This window comes from Acinetobacter sp. Ag2 (assembly GCF_001005515.1).
GTDB lineage: Bacteria > Pseudomonadota > Gammaproteobacteria > Pseudomonadales > Moraxellaceae > Acinetobacter > Acinetobacter bereziniae.
On the sequence record NZ_LBNA01000039.1, the window covers coordinates 25,287 to 41,085 of the forward strand.

The 15,799-nt window shown below is 36.6% G+C and carries 17 protein-coding genes; 11 read left to right on the plus strand and 6 right to left on the minus strand.

All coding sequences use genetic code 11. The features are described from left to right. Positions 1–18: 18 nt before the first annotated feature. The 6 genes from AAV97_RS06005 (at position 19) to AAV97_RS06030 (ending at position 6,204) form a co-directional block, all read left to right on the plus strand. On the plus strand, positions 19–1,722 hold the full coding sequence (locus tag AAV97_RS06005; protein ID WP_228136516.1) for a hypothetical protein: 1,704 nt from the start codon (positions 19–21) through the stop codon (positions 1,720–1,722). Between the two features lie 352 nt (positions 1,723–2,074). Further along, complete coding sequence (locus AAV97_RS06010; protein ID WP_005029703.1) at positions 2,075–3,532, plus strand: glyceraldehyde-3-phosphate dehydrogenase; 1,458 nt, start codon at positions 2,075–2,077, stop codon at positions 3,530–3,532. A gap of 114 nt (positions 3,533–3,646) precedes the next feature. Then, on the plus strand, positions 3,647–4,132 hold the full coding sequence (locus AAV97_RS06015) for a hypothetical protein (RefSeq protein WP_046760099.1): 486 nt from the start codon (positions 3,647–3,649) through the stop codon (positions 4,130–4,132). 42 nt (positions 4,133–4,174) lie between these two features. After that, complete coding sequence (locus AAV97_RS06020; protein ID WP_046760100.1) at positions 4,175–4,633, plus strand: hypothetical protein; 459 nt, start codon at positions 4,175–4,177, stop codon at positions 4,631–4,633. Between the two features lie 160 nt (positions 4,634–4,793). After that, positions 4,794–5,510, plus strand: a complete 717-nt coding sequence (locus AAV97_RS06025) for an MFS transporter (RefSeq protein WP_373865962.1) — start codon at positions 4,794–4,796, stop codon at positions 5,508–5,510. Between the two features lie 13 nt (positions 5,511–5,523). Continuing rightward, entirely contained in the window at positions 5,524–6,204 is a 681-nt protein-coding gene (locus tag AAV97_RS06030; RefSeq protein ID WP_004831241.1) for a hypothetical protein, read from the plus strand. A gap of 92 nt (positions 6,205–6,296) precedes the next feature. Here AAV97_RS06030 and AAV97_RS06035 read toward each other — a convergent pair whose 3' ends face one another. Continuing rightward, entirely contained in the window at positions 6,297–7,148 is an 852-nt protein-coding gene (locus tag AAV97_RS06035; protein ID WP_046760101.1) for an SDR family oxidoreductase, read from the minus strand. Positions 7,149–7,274: 126 nt separating this feature from the next. On the opposite strand from AAV97_RS06035, the gene AAV97_RS06040 reads away from it, so the two are divergent. Beyond that, positions 7,275–7,652 (plus strand): winged helix-turn-helix transcriptional regulator, encoded by a 378-nt coding sequence (locus AAV97_RS06040; protein WP_046760102.1) that lies wholly within the window; start codon positions 7,275–7,277, stop codon positions 7,650–7,652. A 61-nt stretch (positions 7,653–7,713) separates the two neighbouring features. On the opposite strand, the gene AAV97_RS06045 is transcribed toward AAV97_RS06040, so the two are convergent. From AAV97_RS06045 to AAV97_RS06065, 5 genes are all read right to left on the minus strand, one after another. After that, positions 7,714–8,343 carry a DUF2238 domain-containing protein gene (locus tag AAV97_RS06045; RefSeq protein WP_004831238.1) on the minus strand — a complete coding sequence of 210 codons (630 nt, stop codon included), beginning with the start codon at positions 8,341–8,343 and terminating at the stop codon, positions 7,714–7,716. A 103-nt stretch (positions 8,344–8,446) separates the two neighbouring features. After that, on the minus strand, positions 8,447–9,835 hold the full coding sequence (gene purB, locus AAV97_RS06050) for an adenylosuccinate lyase (protein ID WP_009587232.1): 1,389 nt from the start codon (positions 9,833–9,835) through the stop codon (positions 8,447–8,449). A 120-nt stretch (positions 9,836–9,955) separates the two neighbouring features. Further along, the gene (gene hflD, locus AAV97_RS06055; protein WP_004831235.1) at positions 9,956–10,687 is read right to left on the minus strand and encodes a high frequency lysogenization protein HflD; all 732 of its coding nucleotides are present in this window, start codon (positions 10,685–10,687) and stop codon (positions 9,956–9,958) included. A 27-nt stretch (positions 10,688–10,714) separates the two neighbouring features. Continuing rightward, a complete protein-coding gene (gene mnmA, locus AAV97_RS06060; RefSeq protein WP_005029683.1) occupies positions 10,715–11,854 on the minus strand; it encodes a tRNA 2-thiouridine(34) synthase MnmA in 1,140 nt (379 codons plus the stop codon). Between the two features lie 4 nt (positions 11,855–11,858). Then, positions 11,859–12,344, minus strand: a complete 486-nt coding sequence (locus AAV97_RS06065; protein WP_009587264.1) for an NUDIX hydrolase — start codon at positions 12,342–12,344, stop codon at positions 11,859–11,861. Between the two features lie 467 nt (positions 12,345–12,811). On the opposite strand from AAV97_RS06065, the gene AAV97_RS06070 reads away from it, so the two are divergent. The 4 genes from AAV97_RS06070 to AAV97_RS21185 all read left to right on the plus strand — a co-directional run bounded on the left by AAV97_RS06070 (position 12,812) and on the right by AAV97_RS21185 (position 15,577). Beyond that, positions 12,812–13,567: a hypothetical protein gene (locus AAV97_RS06070; RefSeq protein WP_046760103.1), complete on the plus strand. Its 756-nt coding sequence runs from the start codon at positions 12,812–12,814 to the stop codon at positions 13,565–13,567. A gap of 12 nt (positions 13,568–13,579) precedes the next feature. Further along, positions 13,580–14,626: a linear amide C-N hydrolase gene (locus tag AAV97_RS06075; protein WP_004831230.1), complete on the plus strand. Its 1,047-nt coding sequence runs from the start codon at positions 13,580–13,582 to the stop codon at positions 14,624–14,626. Positions 14,627–14,638: 12 nt separating this feature from the next. Further along, positions 14,639–15,121: a hypothetical protein gene (locus AAV97_RS06080; protein WP_004831228.1), complete on the plus strand. Its 483-nt coding sequence runs from the start codon at positions 14,639–14,641 to the stop codon at positions 15,119–15,121. A gap of 306 nt (positions 15,122–15,427) precedes the next feature. After that, positions 15,428–15,577 carry a hypothetical protein gene (locus AAV97_RS21185; RefSeq protein WP_171249352.1) on the plus strand — a complete coding sequence of 50 codons (150 nt, stop codon included), beginning with the start codon at positions 15,428–15,430 and terminating at the stop codon, positions 15,575–15,577. The last annotated feature ends 222 nt before the right edge of the window (positions 15,578–15,799 follow it).

Here is a 15,799-nt window from a genome sequence, read left to right on the forward strand (position 1 = left end):
AGAAAAGAATATTGATTGATGATGAATATAACAATGATTCCCTATCAAATACGGGCAACCCTTTTGCAACTTGAGCCGAGTACAGATTTGAACTGGGCAAAGGTGTTGTACGAAATTTTTGATGAAGCTAATATTGAAGTACGCGAAGAAATTGATCGTCAAATCTTAAAGCCTAAAGAGATACAATGGAATAGAACTGAAAATACCTTTGAATTTAAAATTACAAACTCATTGGAAACGTTAAAGCATCGTTTAGACAATGAGCGCATGCGTTCGATTGCCAATAAATTAAGTAACTCACTCCATTGGTTAGAACAAATTACTGATTGTGTACAGATTGCAGATTACCTTGAAAATACTTTACATCAGATTGATCTAATTCCAGTCGATGACCATCTTGGCTTGCAACGTGAAAAATTATTAATACGCCGAGTTTTTTTGCAAGATGTGGCGAAGCTGGTACGAAATCTCAATATTCACATTCATCCGAATGTACGTGATTTAACGGTAAATCAAATCAAATGCTTTATTATCGAAGTGTTTATCAAGCAACAATTATTAGGATATTGGTTTAAACCTTTACTGACCAAATCATCAAATTTATTTGCTCATCCCTTCTTTAAATATTTTATTGTCAGCGAACAGAAAATTCGTAAATTCGATATTGTGAATACTTCTGAATTTATTTATTTGATAGCACCAATACAACATTTTGAGCAAAACCCATATTCAATTCGTCGATTTTTGTTTGAAGAACATATTGAATATAACAATCAAATCTATTTAACAGGATTAGTGATTGATCCAAAACAGATCAGTGAGAATGCATATCGCGTGCAAACAGATCAGTTGATACAAAAAATGGTGACGATCCAACATCAAGTTCATCGAGATGTCATTGAGATTGTACAAGAGTTTGAAAGTTTTACTGAAACCAAGCTATTGCCATTTCTAATGCAACCGCTTGGGATGGTTGGTAAAAACAGTGATCTCGTGGCACAAAATCATATTAAAACCATTGAACAAATGTTGATTGCCAATGTGTTAATGCCGCTAAGAAATGCCGTAAAAAATGATTTATCACATTTAGAAGAATTTGAATATTTGTTTATGAGTGTTCATCGCATTTTATCTGAGATTTTGTCTCATTATCGCGATTTTAAAGAGCAGCCAGCATTATTTTTTAATGCACATGTGCAGTTATTTGAATATCGTTTACTGGCATATTTGAAGCTTTTGGAAAAACGTAAGGACGAAATCTTTATTCCGATGAGTAAACAGGAATGGCAAGTCATGCATGAACGTTCACAACAACCTATAAAAAAGCTTCAAGAGATTATGTTTGATCAAGCCAAAGACTACAACGAATTACAACTCTACATCCAACAATTAAAACATGAACAGAATCAAGTAAAAGGCTCTTTGCTCAAGAAAATTGTAAAAGGTGGAAAAGTAGAAAAAGACATTCTGCAAGCTAAACATGCCACACTGCTGATTAAGAAGCAGACATACTTAGATGTATTGAGCGTTCCAAAAGGTTTATCGAAATATAGTGTATTTATTGAATTTGAAAGCTTAACTTCTTTGAGTGAATTAGAACGGCATTATGCTTTTCCTTCAGGGGACAATGGTATTATTCGTTTCCCTTTTTTAATGAAAATTCCTGAGAATCTAGCAGATTTTGATTTTGAAGCTTTTCATGCATCCATGTATATGGATTAATTTCATACTTGAGCGCTGTTTATCCAACCATCATATCGACTGAATATAGGCTGTTGATCTGTCAATGCTCGATGAGGAAAGCAGTTAAACTGAGTTTAATCGTGTTTGAAATGAAGCAACTGGATGTTTTTCATTCGTGTTATGGAATGCATGTAACACTATGTTAAAGATCTATAAACAAAGAAATCTCAATTATAGTTTAGATATCAATATTTAATTTTTATAAAAATATCTAACATGACAAATTATTATAAAAATCTACCATGAATTGATTTCAACTAAATGAGAATTCCATTACAATTGTGGGGTTTAAAAATCCATGTCTAGATATACATAAATAGAGGACGTATCTGTGAGCAAAGACACTATCATCGCCCTACATGCAGAGCACCAAGGTCGCTGGAAAAACCGTGAAGAAATCGCGGAACGTATGATTGCATTAATCGGTCAATTATACCGTGAAAAAAATATTGTGACTTCTGTTTACGGTCGTTCTTTAGTGAACCGTTCAGTAATTCAAATTCTTAAAGCTCACCGTCGTACGCGTATGATGGATGTTGAACTTTCAGTTGTACATACGTTTCCTATTTTAGAAGCTTTAGCAAAATTAGATAATATTGGTTCAGCAGAAGTTGATTTAGGTAAACTTGCTGTTGAATACAAAGAAAAGGGTGGCGATGTTGATGCATTTGTTGCTCAAGCTGTTCGCTCTTTAGAAGGTCGTCCGGCACAAGTTGAACCGAAAGATGTTGTGCTTTACGGTTTTGGTCGTATCGGTCGTATTTTAGCGCGTTTGATCATCAGCCAATCGGGTCTTGGTCGTGGTTTAAGCCTGAAAGCAATCGTCGTACGTAAATCATCTGATGGTGATTTAGAAAAACGTGCTTCATTGTTACGCCGTGATTCAATTCATGGTCCATTTGCAGGAACAATTTCTGTAGATGAAGAAAATGAAGCAATCATTGCCAACGGTAACTTCATTAAAGTGATCTATGCATCTAGCCCTGCTGAAGTAGATTACACTGCTTATGGTATAGATAATGCACTTGTGATTGACAACACAGGTAAATGGCGTGATATCGATGGTTTATCACAACATCTTAAATGTCCAGGCGTAGGTCGTGTTGTACTTACTGCTCCGGGTAAAGGTGATATGAAAAACGTTGTATTTGGTGTGAACCAAAATGACATTATCGATTCAGATAAAATCATTTCAGCAGCAAGCTGTACCACCAACGCAATTACACCTGTCTTGAAAGTATTAGAAGACAAATACAAAGTGATCAATGGTCATGTTGAAACAGTTCACTCATTCACTAATGACCAGAACTTGATTGATAACTACCATAAAGCAGATCGTCGTGGTCGTGCTGCAACATTAAATATGGTGATCACTGAAACTGGTGCTGCAAAAGCTGTTGCAAAAGCATTACCTCAGTTGCAAGGTAAATTAACAGGTAATTCAGTACGTGTACCTACACCAAACGTTTCGTTGGCTATTCTTAACTTAACACTTGAGAAAGAAGTAGATCGTGAAGAAGTAAACGAATATATTCGTCAAATCTCGATCAACTCAAGCCTTCAAGGTCAAATTGGCTATACAAACTCTACTGAAGTCGTATCTTCTGACTTTATTGGTTCTCGTACTGCTGGTGTATTTGATGCACAAGCGACGATTACATCAGGTAACCGTTTAACAGCTTATGTTTGGTACGATAACGAAGTGGGTTATAGCTGCCAAGTATTACGTATTGCTGAACAAATGTGTGGTGTAAGCTATCCAAAAGCACCTGCTGAAACAAATGCATAATTTGTAATATTCAGTAAAAAGGAGCTTCATCTGAAGCTCCTTTTTTTATATTCTAAATTTATCTTGGTTTAAATCTAATAAACGATTTTAACCGAAATTTAGAGCATATTAAAAATGAATAAAAATTTACCAATTTTCGCTTTGGTTTTGCTGAATTTATCAACAATAATCCATGCAACCCCGCAAACAAGCCTTGATTTAACCCCAATATTGCAAGATCGTTTTGAACAAAATTGTGAGGTTCGCCAGCAATTTGATTATTATGTTCGCGATGATGAAATTCTGCCAATATTAATGAATCAGGTGGCTAAAGATGAAGTTGATGAACAAAACGCCTATATGAGTAGAATCCTTACTTTAAAAAATACGACTTATCGGGGACTGATTGTCACAAAAATTGAGTTTGTATGGGGGCGGGGATTGACTTTAATGGAGTATTTACATTTCGATCTCCCAACTGCTTCAGTACAGCAACAATTTAATGAAATTAAAAAGAAAAAACAGCAAAATGCTAAAGCTGCAAATTTTGTAATGGTTGGAGAAGGCAAAAATAAGGGTATCGCGATTTGCGCTTGGGCAGATAAAAATACAGCTGAATAAAAGCGATTTCATAGTCAGTCATTTACATTAAAGGAAAATAATATGAAAAAGCTGATATTACTCAGCATGATATTGCTGTTAACTGAGGTGACTTATGCTAAGCCTTTAGAATTACGCCCCTTATTACAAGATCGCTTTGAGAAAAATTGCGCAATCCGACAACAATATGATTTTCATAATGATGATAATGAATTGACTGAACCCTTAAAGCGTCATACTACAAAATCAAGCTATGTCGATAAAAATGTTTATGATTCCAGTGTATATCAAGTCCAAAATGTCAATTATGCTGGTATACCGATACGCAAAATGGAATTTAGTTTTGGGCGGCTAGCGCAGCAATTTAATGAATATTTATATTTTGATCTCAGTTCAGAATCGGCTAAAAAGAAATTTAAAACACTCAAATTTAAACAAAATCATCAGAAAAGTCAGGTCAGCGTTGAATATAAGAAAAATCTTGCGATTGTTCAATGTTATTGGTTGCTTGAGCTAAACTAAGCATAAGAGAGGCAGATAAAAATGATTGTTTGTTTAGTAAATGAACAAATTACTTCGTCTTTTATACATAAAAAAGCATATTTATTCACATAAATATTTAAAATAAACCTTAATTATTAGATAAAAAATTAAGGAATGGATTTTGCAGTTGAAGCAAATTATGGCAGGAATCGCCTTTATCTGTGTGGCTACACTTTGTGGAGTTATGCTTGCTATTTGGGTATTTAAGCATTTTAGTATTTATATTCCTTTAGAAAATCAGGCTGTCCGTATTGATTTAAAAGAACCGCTACAAGCTAAAGTACAAATTCATGATGCCCTGAATGTTGATGTTAAAGGGAAAGTGAATGCTGAAATTCCAATCCATGAAAAATTGAATTTACCGATCACTCAGACTTTAACGCCCCATGTTTACTTTGATAATCAAGTACCAATCGAAACCAGTATTCCTGTGAATGAAGTGATTAAAATCAATCAGGATATGCCGATTGATACCAAAGTGAAAGTCACAGTTCTTGGAAAAGATATTACTTTACCTCTGAAAGGTACCATCCCGGTGAAGATGGATGTGCCCATTAACTTACAAGTTCCGTTGAATCAAAGCATACATTTAAAATTTGATGCACCTGTCAAAGTTTTACTTAAAGAAAATTTGCATATTCCATTAGACGCAACGCTTAAAACCAATATTCCGATTCAAGGTCACCTCAATGTGCCGATCAAATCTGCATTGCAAGCCACAGTAGATGTTCAAAATACTTTGCCAGTAAAAATTGAGAAAGGGCAATTAAAAATACCGCTAAACAGTATAAAACTTTCACGTCAGACCGCTGGACAAGCTGAGCGTGAACATACTCAATCTGAAGCATTGAATTAGGTTGATCTGGGATATGTGGTTATTTAAATCGCTTAAAACGTTATTATTCAGTTTCCTCATTGTCGTATTATGTGTTGCAATCGGTGTCTGGTTATATTTAAACATTCAGACCTCAATGCAAGTTTCTGCTCAGCAGGCACAAATTCAATTGTCTGAATCTTTACCTACAAAAATTCATGTGGGTAACTATTTAGAAACTCATGCCAAAGGAGCTTTAGATACAACACTAGATATCAATCGCGAATTAACTTTACCTTTAAATGGCAAATATTTAGCCAATTTAAGTTTTGTGGTCACCACACCGATTGAGGTTGATTTAGACTATTCGACTCAAATCCAAATCGAAACAGTGATGCCATTAGAAACAACCACTGATTTGGTTTATCAAAATAAACTGCTACCTGAATTTCCTTTAAAACTGGACATTCCGATTAAACTTTCTGTACCTTTCAACATCAAGCGACATTATCAAGTACCGATCAAAATCATGTTTGATGGTCCAGTCTATTTGGAATTTAATGAGCTGATTAGTTTATATGTCAAACATCAGCTAAAACCGATGCTCAATATTAATGATCCGATGACCATGCAAAAAATTGCGACATTTGATGCAACGATGTACAACACCAAAAGACAATCATTCGCAGATTTACAGATGAATATTGATCTACCTGTACGTAATATTCATCCATAGCATTGTTTTGCCACGATATTTATTTACTTCAATATCGTGGCATTGGTTGTCTCTTGTTCAGAAGGTGCGAATAGATCGCAAACGCATAGATGCTAAAAAAGTGATTTCACTTGAGATTGAATATTGGTGGTTTTGCGACCAATCAATTGTTCTAAATCTTCACGAGTACTGAACATAGCACCATGTGCAGTTTGGACATCCGCATCGACAATCACACGGACTAATTCGCTTGGTAAGCTAGCCGTAGTGAGTGCTTGTGTATAGTCCTCAGCACTGATATTTTGGTAGTGAACAGATTTGCCAGACGCTTGACCAATATAAGATGTCAAGTCGGAAAGCGTAAAACTGGTTGAGCCAGCAAGTTCATAGGTTTTGTTTTCATGACCTGTTGAACTCAGTACTTTAGCTGCTGCTTCAGCATAATCGAGTCGAGACGCTGAACTAATTTTGCCGTCCTGAGCGCTGCCATAAAGTGTGCCTGTTTCTGCGGTATGTTGCACATTGGCTAAGTAGTTTTCGTTATACCAATTGTTGCGTAACAGGGTATAGCTCAAACCACTTGCTAAAATAAGGGCTTCAGTTTCACGATGTTCTTCTGCTAAACCCAATGGGCTATGCGTTGCATTGAGTAAGCTGGTATAGGCAATATAAGGGACTTTGGCAATCACTGCTGCATCAATCACAGCTTTATGCTGCGGTGTACGGCGTCCAATTTCATTGGCTGAAATGAGTAATAGTTTATCAATGCCCTGTAATGCAGGAACCAATGTGTCTGGTTGGTCATAATCAAATTGGCGAAGTTCGATACCGATTTGTTGAAGTGCTTGTGCTTTATCTAAGTTACGGACTAAAGCCACGATATTTTCTGCCGGGATGCGTTTCACTAAACTCTGAATGACCAATTGCCCAAGTTGACCTGTAGCGCCTGTAATTGCGATTTTCATAAAGTTCACCTTTTGATTGATTTGGATTGGATGTTTTTTAAACTTGATGCTATTATCATAGTTACTAAACTTACCAAATGTAAGTACGTACCGAAAAGTAAGCTAATTACTGTATGGAGAGAATTCATGAGCATCTATGCTTCAAGTTATTTAATTGGTCAAGTTTTATCCAGTGAATGCCCATCTAGAGAAATATTGGAGCATTTAACCAGTAAGTGGTCTGTGTTAGTTCTGCGGTGTTTAAGTGATGGTGTGCAACGATTTAGTGAGTTGCGCAACCGTATTGAAGGTATTAGTGAAAAAATGCTGGCACAAACTTTACGGGTATTGGAACAAGATGGATTTATTTTACGTACGGTTTATCCAGAAGTTCCGCCAAAGGTTGAGTATCAATTGACGATTTTGGGTGCACAAGCCGCTGAAAAAATAAGTTATGTGATTGGTTGGATCGAGAGAAGCTTGCCAGATATTTTGGCAAATAAAGAAAATCTAAATAAATCTTAGATTAACTGATATTCACCAAACCGTTAACATTTGGTGAATATATGCAGTCTTAAAAGTGATCTTAATTTTGTTTGTTGGTTTTTAGACTTAGCAATCCTGTAATAATTGCACCGATTGTTGCTAAGAACATGTCTTTATGTGCATCCCAAACATCGCCTTGTTGCCCATTATAGTTTTCAGCTTCTTCTGGGGATAAACCAATTGCCAACCACCATTCAATCCATTCATAAAATAAGCTGGTTGCCATGACAAATTGAATCACCAGAATGAATAAAACGCTTGGTTTTAAATTTGGTAGCCAGACTTGGAAAAGGCGATAGAAAAATGGGTAGAGAAACAAGCCATAAAAAAAATGTACAAAGCGATCAAACATATTGCGTGACCATCCCATGGCTTGGTTAAGGTCAAAGTGTAAATATTGGATTGACCAATCATTATACGGTACATAGGAATACAGATAATGAGCAGCGATGACATGAATGATCAGAAATAAGATATAGAGTAGAAATGAGGAAAAACTCAGTCCAATTTTCTTTAAACAGAAGAATAAAGCAACCAACATCAGCACCGTACCAATTTGATGCAACATGTAGGACGGATATTCTAATGGATTGATACTTGCCAAAATAATGGCAATTGCTAGAACTGCCAGTACTAGCCAATGTTTTGGGGTTAAAGAGTGGTAGATCATTATATTGTTTTCTAAAAATTATTAATGCGCATTGTAATCAAAATGCAAAAAAATGCGAAGCTTTAGCTTCGCATTTTTATGACTAAAAAAAGGATTACAAATCTTAGATTTTAGCGATGAGATCTTTAATTTGCTTCGCTTGATCAGCAGCATTACCAGTATAAGTTGCTGGGGTCATTTCAGCTAAACGCGCACGGTCAGCAGCAGGTACAGCTTCAAGCTCATTACCATTGACAAAGTTGACCATCATATCGCGTGTCATTGCTTGACCACGCGTCAATGCTTTTAATTTTTCATAAGGTTTTTCAACTGCATAACGACGCATAACTGTTTGAATTGGTTCAGCCAATACTTCTTGAGCATGATCAAGATCTTCATTTAAACGAGCAGCATTTAATTCAAGTTTACCAATACCTTTTAAGCATGCTTCAAATGCGATTAAGCTTTGTGCTAAACCAACACCCATGTTACGCAGCACTGTAGAGTCAGTAAGGTCACGCTGCCAGCGAGAAATAGGAAGTTTTTCACCCAAATGCGCCAATACCGCATTTGCAATACCCAAGTTACCTTCAGAGTTTTCAAAATCAATCGGGTTTACTTTATGTGGCATAGTCGAAGAACCAACTTCACCTTCTTTCAAACGTTGTTTGAAGAAACCGAGTGAGATATAACCCCATACGTCACGGTTAAAGTCGATCAAAATTGTGTTGAAGCGACGTAAAGCATCAAATAATTCAGCAATATAATCGTGAGGTTCGATTTGGGTTGTATATGGGTTGAATGTTAAGCCTAATGACTCAACAAAAGTTTGAGCATGTGCAGGCCAGTTGATTTCAGGATATGCAGAGTAATGTGCATTGTAGTTACCTACAGCACCGTTAATTTTACCGAGCAATTCAACTTGATTAAATTGTTTGATCTGACGCGCTAAACGATATGCGACATTCGCCATTTCTTTACCCAAAGTTGTTGGGCTGGCTGTTTGACCATGGGTACGCGACAACATCGGTTGTTCAGCGTGTTTCTCAGCCAAATCTACGATTGAATCAACAATTTGTTGCATTGAAGCCACTAAAACATCACGACCATTTTTTAGCATTAATGCATGAGAAAGGTTGTTGATGTCTTCTGATGTACATGCAAAGTGAATGAATTCGCCCGCATTTTTAAGTTCATCAATATGTGCAATTTTTTCTTTAAGGAAGTATTCAACTGCTTTTACATCATGATTGGTTGTGCGTTCGATTTCTTTAATGCGATTTGCATCTTGTTCAGAAAATTGAGCCACAATTGCATCTAAAGCATTGTTTGTGTCAGTTGAGAAAGCAGGTACTTCGGTGATTTCAGGACGGTTTGCAAGCGCTTGTAACCAACGCACTTCAACAGTCACACGAGCATGAATTAAACCAAACTCAGAGAGGAAAGGGCGCAAAGCATCACATTTACTTGCATAGCGTCCATCTAATGGAGAAAGTGCGGTTAAAGCGTTCATAAAGATTCCTTAAACTTTGGAATATAGGTCATATTTATATTTTACAAATACTCAATGTTAAAACCATCTATAAAATATCAACATGACCCTGTGTAAAACCGAAACTCGATCAATATCAAATTACACAACCTGATATTGTAATCGAGCAAGATCCTGAATATCTTGAAGAAGTTTACGTTTGCTAAAGATCATATTCCATGAACTACCACCTAATTGACGCCATAGGTGAGCCATCTGTAAACCTGTAAATAAACTTGCGCGAATACGATTGGTGTGTGCAGTATCTTTAAATGCTTCTGCATTGCCTCGCACTAAAATTCTTGGATTAATTTGACCAGCAGTGTCGACATATGCTTGTGCTAAGTTGGCAATAATACTCGGGTGTAAGTAGTTATTATCGAAGAAGGACAACTGTTTTAAAATTTTTTGCTGGGATTGATGAATAATTTCAACGAATTTTGGGTTGCTATAGACTTTTTTTTCTAATGCTAACAATGACATTGCATATGACATTGGCAGTTTTGCACTGGCTAACTTGGGAATTCTGGATTTGGGTGAGGTGGAAAAGGGCTGAGTGATGCTGCTTTCTAATGCCTTTAAACCTAAAGAAATATCAGCCAATTGATTAAAAAAATCTAAGGTTTGACCAGACTGATTGTCTGAAGGGCGTATATTGAGGCTAGCTTTAATCAATTGTTCAAAATAAAAATTGCCACTTTCCCCGATGCTTTGACGACCAGTCATAGCCGTCATATGGGTCAGCTGTGTTGCTTGAAACACAGCCGCTAACGCCAAAGCTCGATTTTGGCGTTGATTCAAAGTCTGAGGCTGTTGAAAGGGCAACTCAACCATGCCTAAATTCCTTTAAATAATGTTTAATCATGACTCGATAAAGTCTGGTTTTGGTGCATTGGTATGATGAATCACCCCACCACCTAAACAAACTTCATCAACATAAAAAACAACACTTTGTCCCGGTGTAACGGCACGTTGTGGTTCATCAAATTCGACACGTACACCACTTGGTGTATTGCTGTCTTTATAAATTGTACATGCTTGATCTGGTTGGCGGTATCGAGTTTTTGCCGTGCATCGGAAACCTGATTCAGAAATCTCTTGCTCTCCAGCAACCCAATCAATTGCTTCAGACCATAAAATCGTGCTTTGCATCAATGGATGTTCGTGACCTTGACCAACGACAAGACGATTGCCTTCAAGGTCCTTGTGTAGAACAAACCAAGCGCCTTCTTCGGCACCTTTTAATCCACCAAGACCAATACCACCTCGTTGACCGAGCGTATAGTACATTAAGCCGTGATGATCACCAACCTCTTTTCCAGAATCTAAAACAATTTTTCCCGGTTGTGCAGGCAAATATTGTTTTAAGAAGTCATTAAAACGGCGTTCACCAATGAAACAAATACCTGTTGAATCTTTTTTCTTTGCAGTTACCAAACCAAGTTCTTCAGCAATCTTGCGGACTTGAGGCTTTTCAATCTCACCCACAGGGAATAATGTTTTATTGATTTCACGACCATGAACTGCATGCAGGAAATAAGTTTGGTCTTTATTGTTATCTACACCACGGAGTAAAGGTGCATATTGATCGCCTTTGCTATTGGTCGCTGTTTCTCCACGACGGCAATAATGTCCAGTCGCAATAAAATCAGCACCTAAGCTTACAGCGTGGTCGAGGAAGGCACGAAATTTAATTTCTTTATTGCATAAAATATCTGGATTTGGGGTACGACCAGCAGCATATTCCGCTAAAAAGTGCTCAAAAACACGATCCCAATATTCCATGGCAAAGTTGGCAGTATGTAATTTGATGCCAATTTTGTCACAGACCGCTTGTGCATCAGCAAGATCTTCCATAGCTGTGCAGTATTCCGTACCATCATCTTCTTCCCAATTTTTCATGAAAAGACCTTCAACTTGATATCCTTGTTGAAGTAAAAGCGCAGCAGAAACAGATGAATCTACACCACCAGACATACCGACGATGACACGTTGTTGCATAGGATTAGGCATCCAAGTTTGAAATTAAAGGAGAGTTTTGGTGCTCATAGATGAGCGAAAGTGGGTATTTTTGCCCAGATAATGCGTCTTGTACAGCTTTAATCACAAGAGGGCTTCTGGCACGTGCAGAATCAAGTAATTCTTCAAGGCTCATCCATTGCGGACCAATAATTCCAGTATCAAGTTGAGCATCAGGGAAGTATTCTGTGATATGGGCTAAGAAGCAGAATCTAAAATAAGTACGATCTGGAAACATGGGCGGAGTGTAGGTATAGATGCCAACTAGAGAATCAACTTCAATCGCATATCCTGTTTCTTCCATTGTTTCACGTATAGCAGCTTGAATAATGGTTTCATCGCGCTCTACATGTCCAGCAGGCTGGTTAAAAACAGTATGACTAACACCTTCTGTATGTTCTTCTACAAACAGGAATTTTCCATCTTTTTCAACAACAGTTGCGACAGTTACATGTGGAGACCAAGAGCTCATAATCAGCACCATGGGAGATAAAGCATTATTCTACAAAATTTTCAGCTTGGTGGCTATGTTCAAGGCTTTTTCTTTGAGCAATGGGGTAAAGTATATCACCCCAATTGGACGAATCTATTGATTGGTAATATATGACTTATTTCAATATAAGCACCGAGATGAGCTGAACATTGAATGTCATCAAGAGTATTGTTTAATTTAATAAATTCACTGTAAAAATTAATTAAAAAGTTATTTTATTTTTAGGGTTTTATAGTTGGTAAAAAATATTTTTCATGACCTTTTTATTGTAAGTTATTAATTTATATTTTTATTTTAAAATATTATCAGTGGAAATAAACTAAATTTTATTCGATTATTTATTTTTTAATACTTAATTCCCTTGATTTTTTATGTGATTAAGGTTCATATTTAAGCGTAATGCTTATTAAAACACATGATAAAAAATATCTATAAAGAGGGTATTGATGAAAACAAACAAATACTTATTTTTTCTGATCGGTTTGCTTTTAAATCAAGCAACACTCGCTGACACTTTCTCAGATACATTTCAAGGACCTGTAAAACTTAATTTTAATCTCTATGTATTTGCTGCAGATGTGGATGGGAATATTCAAAAAGGTAAAATAAAATACGATATCGATCAGCCATTTAAAGAAACAGTCAAGGCGCTTGATCAATCCTTTATGGGGCATGTGGATTTGAATAAAGGCAACTGGGGGCTTTATGCAGATCACCAGTATGTCAAAACATCACAGGAAAAAAGCGCAATCAATATCCCCGTCGCATTGAGCACTAAGCTCAATCAAAGTAGTTATGGGTTGTATTATCAAGCCTATGTCTCAACCGAAACAACATCGCAGCAACAGGCAAAGTTCATTGTAGAACCCACACTTGGTTTACATCGAACTCAGGCAGCAGCAACACTTGGAGCGTTTAATCAAACACTGGCAGCAGATGCAAAGTGGACAGAGTTTTTTTGGGGATCACGATTTAAATACAATTTCGACTCGCCTTGGAATTTAGCAGCAGAATTCACAGTTGGCACTGAAAACACCACTGTTGCACATGCATATCTAGGTTATCGGATTCCTGTTTTTCATCGAAATTTCAATTTACGCGCAGGCTATCGTTACTTTGAACAAGATCATAAATCGAATAATTTTCACTGGGATGTTCGTCAGCAAGGTCCTGTGATAGGGATCAATCTACCAATTTTCTAAGAGGGTTTAATCATGAATAAGGCAATAAAAAAAGTGTTGTTTGCAGCAGGGCTTTTGGTCGCTGCTGAGGTGGCAACTGCATGTACTCGTGTTGTGTATCTTGGCAATAATGATGTGATGACAGCACGTTCGATGGATTGGAAAAGCGATGTTGGAACAAATCTATGGATTTTACCGAATAATGTTAAACGCACAGGAATGGCTGGACCAAAGTCAATTCAGTGGACATCGAAATATGGCAGTGTTGTGGCTACTGGGTATGATATTTCTACAACTGATGGCGTCAACGAAAAAGGGTTGGTGGCAAATTTGCTGTGGTTGGTGGAGTCGGAATATCCAGATGTAAAAAACAATAAAAAACCACCGCTCAGTATTTCATTATGGGCGCAGTATGTATTGGATAACTACGCAACAGTTAATGAAGCGATACAAGCCTTAGAAAAAGAGCCATTCATGATTGTCACAGATCAAGTGCCAGGAGAGAAACGTTTAGCAACGCTACATTTATCTATTTCTGATTCGACTGGTGACAGTGCCATTATAGAATATATTGGCGGTAAGCAAGTCATTCATCATAATCGTCAATATCAAGTCATGACGAACTCTCCTACCTTTGATCAACAGCTTGCATTGAATACTTACTGGAAACAGATTGGTGGAACCACGATGTTACCAGGGACAAATCGTGCTGCAGATCGATTTGCAAGAGCATCGTTTTATATCAATGCCATTCCTAAAAATGCCTCTCCGGAACATTCATTAGCCAGCGTATTTAGTGTGATCCGTAATACCTCTGTTCCTTTTGGACTCAATACTGAAGAGGAGCCGAACATTTCGTCTACACGCTGGCGAACCGTTGTAGATCATAAACGAGGACTATATTTCTTTGAATCTGCTGTATCACCTAATGTTTTTTGGGTAGACTTAAAGGAGATTGATTTTAAAGATGGTCAAACCAGAAAGCTTGAGTTGGGTGCTGACCAAGCGAAAGTGTATGCAGGTAAGGCTAATTCTTCTTTTAAGGTCGCTCAACCATTCCAATTTCTGGGCATCCAATAGGATATAAAAAACATGATGAAAAAACTTTGGTACATTCCTTTGAGTGCATTGCTTATCGCAGGATGTGCTTCAAATCCTAATAATGCGAATTCAAATGTGGGTACTCAAGGCTTATTAATCTGTCAGCCAAGTGAAATTTGCCCGATTGTGACAGTGGCATGGAACGAAGCACATAAAGACATTCTAAAAGTTAAACTGAGTTTAAACAGCGCATACACCAAATATAATATTGAAAAAGTCGTATTTAGTGATGGGGTGAAAAGTCATTCATTTAATGTGATTGGACCTACTGAAATTGATTTTGCATTTAAAGCCAATCGTTCACGTAACAGTGTTTTAGTTCCTGTGAATATGATGGTTGATTTCAGAGGCTCAGAAAATGTCTTTATGGAAATTCATACAGATCAGGGTGTAATTAAACGTTATATCGTGAAAGATAATGTAAAAGCGCCTGTGTTTGAAGAGTTAAGTAAATACTATAAAGTGAATGAATAAGCACTTTATATTGATCAAATTGGGTTTTAATTTCACTTGATTTAGCTGAAATTAAAACCCATTTATCTGGATATTTGGAAATTTCCTCGACGTGTCACGTTAAAAATAATATTGAAAATTATGTGGTTATAAATGAGTTGCGATTTTTTTCACATACAAATATACAAATATACAAGAATTTCCAGTTTTTGGAAAAATGAAATATCTAACGTATTGGCTTGGTGAATTGGAAAGCGAGTATTTTCAGCGCAAGTAGAGCTTATAGTTAGGGCAAAATAAGGTATTTTACACATACAAACACAAGCTATGATTGGCTTTTTAGAGAATCAACTTAGCTTAAAACAAAGCGCTTTAAGGGATATGGATGATCTTTTTAAAGATGCTGGGATTTATTTATCTAAACATCAGATTTGGGATGATTTAAATTTTGAACAAATTGAAGTCACAGATGAATAGTATGATCTTATTTCGAATAAGATTTCTATCTCTCTCATTTTTAGTTCTCGGTGTCTAAGCGATTTTTGTCCAGCAATAAAGGTCATTGATGGGCACTTTAGCCAAGTGTTTTCAGGAACTTAAAAGAGCATTTAGAAAATAGAACTTATTTATACTCAACTTAACATTGCTGTGATCATTGTGATAACCCATCTAACTGTGAATATTATTTTCATTTTGAGA